This window comes from Burkholderia sp. MSMB1459WGS, from assembly GCF_001534535.1.
Taxonomy (GTDB): domain Bacteria; phylum Pseudomonadota; class Gammaproteobacteria; order Burkholderiales; family Burkholderiaceae; genus Burkholderia.
In genome coordinates, this window is the sequence record NZ_LPMU01000056.1 from 1 (window position 1) to 3,537 (window position 3,537).

1 protein-coding gene and 1 pseudogene are annotated in these 3,537 nt (G+C 64.8%); both read right to left on the minus strand.

Features of this window, described 5'->3' with window-relative positions:
• Positions 1 to 78: 78 nt before the first annotated feature.
• Positions 79 to 3,279 (minus strand): efflux RND transporter permease BpeB, encoded by a 3,201-nt coding sequence (gene bpeB / locus WT97_RS21110; RefSeq protein WP_059794110.1) that lies wholly within the window; start codon positions 3,277 to 3,279, stop codon positions 79 to 81.
• Positions 3,280 to 3,294: 15 nt separating this feature from the next.
• A pseudogene (locus WT97_RS21115) lies at positions 3,295 to 3,537 on the minus strand (efflux transporter periplasmic adaptor subunit); the annotation flags it as partial.

Here is a 3,537-nt window from a genome sequence, read left to right on the forward strand (position 1 = left end):
GCTTGTAATGCGGCGCCATCGTGCACCCCGTGGCAAGGAGCGCGACTGCGATTGCAGTCAAAGCGTGTTTTTGCATCATCACTGTCCCTTGTTGCCTTCGTCGCCGTTGCCCGGCTTCTCTTCGTGGTGCGAGTGCTCCTGAGCCAGGCGCAGCGCCTCGTCGACGTCTTCCTTCTCGCCGCTGAAGATCGCACGGATCTTCACGAAGAACATCGGGATCATGAAGATCGCGAGGAACGTCGCCGTGATCATCCCGCCGATCACGCCCGTACCGATCGCGTGCTGGCTCGCCGAACCGGCGCCGTTGCTGATCGCGAGCGGCATCACGCCGAGAATGAACGCGAGCGACGTCATCAGGATCGGACGCAGCCGCAGGCGCGCCGCTTCCAGCGCGGCCTCGATCGGCCCCATCTTCTCCGTCTGCTGCAGCTCCCGCGCGAACTCGACGATCAGGATCGCGTTCTTCGCGGACAGGCCCACGGTCGTCAGCAGGCCCACCTGGAAGAACACGTCGTTCTCGAGGCCGCGCATCGTGGCCGCGAGCAGCGCACCGATCACGCCGAGCGGCACGACCATGATCACCGAGAACGGGATCGACCAGCTTTCATACAGCGCCGCGAGACACAGGAACACGACGAGGATCGAGATCGCGTACAGGATCGGCGCCTGCGAGCCGGACTGGATTTCCTGGAACGACAGCCCCGTCCACGAATAGCCGATACCGACCGGCAGTTTCTTCGCGAGCGTTTCCATCGCCGCCATCGCCTGGCCGGTCGACTTGCCCGGTGCGGCCTGACCCTGGATTTCCATCGCCGACACGCCGTTGTAGCGCTCGAGCTTCGGCGAACCGTACGTCCAGTGACCGGTCGCGAACGCGCTGAACGGCACCATCCCGCCCGACCCGTTGCGCACGTACCAGATGTTCATGTCTTCCGGCGTCATCCGGAACGGCGCGTCGGCCTGCACGTACACCTTCTTGATCCGGCCGTCGGTGTCGAGGAAGTTGTTCACGTACTTCGACGCCCACGCGATCGAGAACGTCTGGTCGATCGCATCCGCCGTCACGCCCAGTGCATTCGCCTTCTCGCGGTCGATGTTGACCTTGTACTGCGGCGTATCGTTCAGGCCGTTCGGACGGACACCTTGCAGCGTCGGATCCTTCGACGCCATCCCGAGCAACTGGTTACGTGCGGCCATCAGCGCGTCGTGGCCGAGACCGGCGTTGTCCGTCAGCTCGAAGTCGAAGCCGGCGGCGGTGCCGAGTTCGGGAATCGACGGCGGGTTGAACGGAATCACGAGCGCGTCCTTGTAGCTCCCGTAGCGCCCGAACATCCGGCCGATCAGTGCCTGCACCTTCTGGTTCGCATGCTGACGCTGCGAGTAGTCCTTCAGGCGCACGAACACGAGACCCGAGTTCTGGCCGCGGCCCGCGAAGCTGAAGCCGTTGACCGTGAACGCCGATTCGACGATGTCCTTCTCGTCCTTCAGCAGGTAGTCGGAAATGTTCGCGAGCGTCTTCGCGGTCGTTTCCTGCGTCGAGCCCGACGGCGTCTGCACGATCACGAACATCAGGCCCTGGTCTTCATCGGGCAGGAACGACTTCGGCAGGCGCACGAACAGCAGCCCGACCGCGACGATCACGACCAGATAGATGATGAGCCAGCGGCCCGAGCGCTTGATCACGTGGTGCACGCCGACGTGGTACTTGTCGCGGCTGTTGTTGAACGTGCGGTTGAACCAGCCGAAGAAGCCCTTCTTCTCTTCGTGATGGCCCTGCGGGATCGGCTTGAGGATCGTCGCGCACAGTGCGGGCGTCAGAATCAACGCGACCAGCACCGACAGCACCATCGCCGACACGATCGTCAGCGAGAACTGACGATAGATCGCGCCGACCGAGCCGCCGGAGAACGCCACCGGCACGAACACCGCCGACAGCACGAGCGCCACGCCGACGAGCGCGCCGGTGATCTGGCCCATCGCCTTGCGGGTCGCCTCCTTCGGCGACAGCCCCTCCTCGGCCATCACGCGCTCGACGTTCTCGACCACCACGATCGCATCGTCGACCAGCAGGCCGATCGCGAGCACGAGGCCGAACATCGACAGCGTGTTGATCGAGAAGCCTACCATCGACATGATCGCGAACGTGCCGAGCAGCACGACCGGCACCGCGATCGTCGGGATGATCGTCGCCCGCAGGTTCTGCAGGAACAGATACATCACGAGGAACACGAGCACGATACCTTCGAGCAGCGTCTTGACCACTTCCTCGATCGACAGCTTCACGAACGGCGTCGTGTCGTACGGGTACTTCACGACGAGCCCGTGCGGGAAGAACGGTGCGAGCTCGTCGATCTTCGCGCGCACGGCCTTCGCGGTCGCGAGCGCGTTCGCGTTGGTCGCGAGCTGGATACCGAGCGCCGCGGTCGGCTGACCGTTGTACTTCGTGTCGAAGTTGTAGTTTTCGCCGCCGAGGCCGATCTGCGCGACGTCCTTCAGGCGAACCTGCGAGCCGTCCTGGTTGACCTTCAGCAGGATGTTGCCGAACTGCTCGGGCGTCTGCAGCAGCGTCGATTCGGTGATCGTCGCCTGCAGCACGGTGCCCGGCGTGGCCGGCGTGCCGCCGATCTGGCCGCCGGCGATCTGCACGTTCTGCGCGGTGATCGCGGAGCTGACGTCGACCGGCGTGAGCCCATAGTTGGTCAGGCGGTTCGGGTCGAGCCAGATCCGCATCGCGTACTGCGAGCCGAACAGCGTGACGGTACCGACGCCGTTCAGCCGGCTGATCGGATCCTTCACGTGCGACGCCACGAAGTTCGCGAGGTCGTACTTGTTCATGCTGCCGTCTTCGGAGTTGAAGGCGAGCACCAGCAGGAAGCTGCTGCTCGACTTCGTGACCGACAGACCGAGCTGCTGCACGACCTGCGGCAGAACCGGCGTCGCGAGCGACAGCTTGTTCTGCACCTGAACCTGCGCGATGTCGGCGTTGGTGCCCGGCGCGAAGGTCAGCGTGATCGTCGCGTTGCCCGAGTCGTCACTCGTCGACGACATGTACAGGAAGTTGTCGAGACCGCTCATCTGCTGCTCGATCACCTGCGTCACCGTGTCTTCCACCGTCTTCGCGGAAGCGCCCGGGTAGTTCGCGGTGATCTGGATCGATGGCGGCGCGATCGTCGGATACTGCGCGATCGGCAGCGTGAAGATCGCCGCAACCCCGGCCAGCATCAGGATGATGGCGATCACCCACGCGAAGATCGGGCGATCGATAAAAAACTTTGCCATGAAACAGGCTCCCTGTTATTGCGCGCTCGAAGCAGCGGCAGCACTCGCCGGCGCGGCGCCCGATGCGGCGGCACCGGAAGCGGCAGCGGCGCCGGACCCGGCGGCGGCCGGCGCGGCGGGGGCAGCAGCACCCGAGGCGGCATCGGCCGCCGGGGCGAGCTGCGCGGGGACCGTCTTCACGGTCGCGCCCGGGCGCACCTTGTCGACGCCTTGCACGATCACGTGATCGCCCGCCTGCAGACCGCCTTCGACGATCCA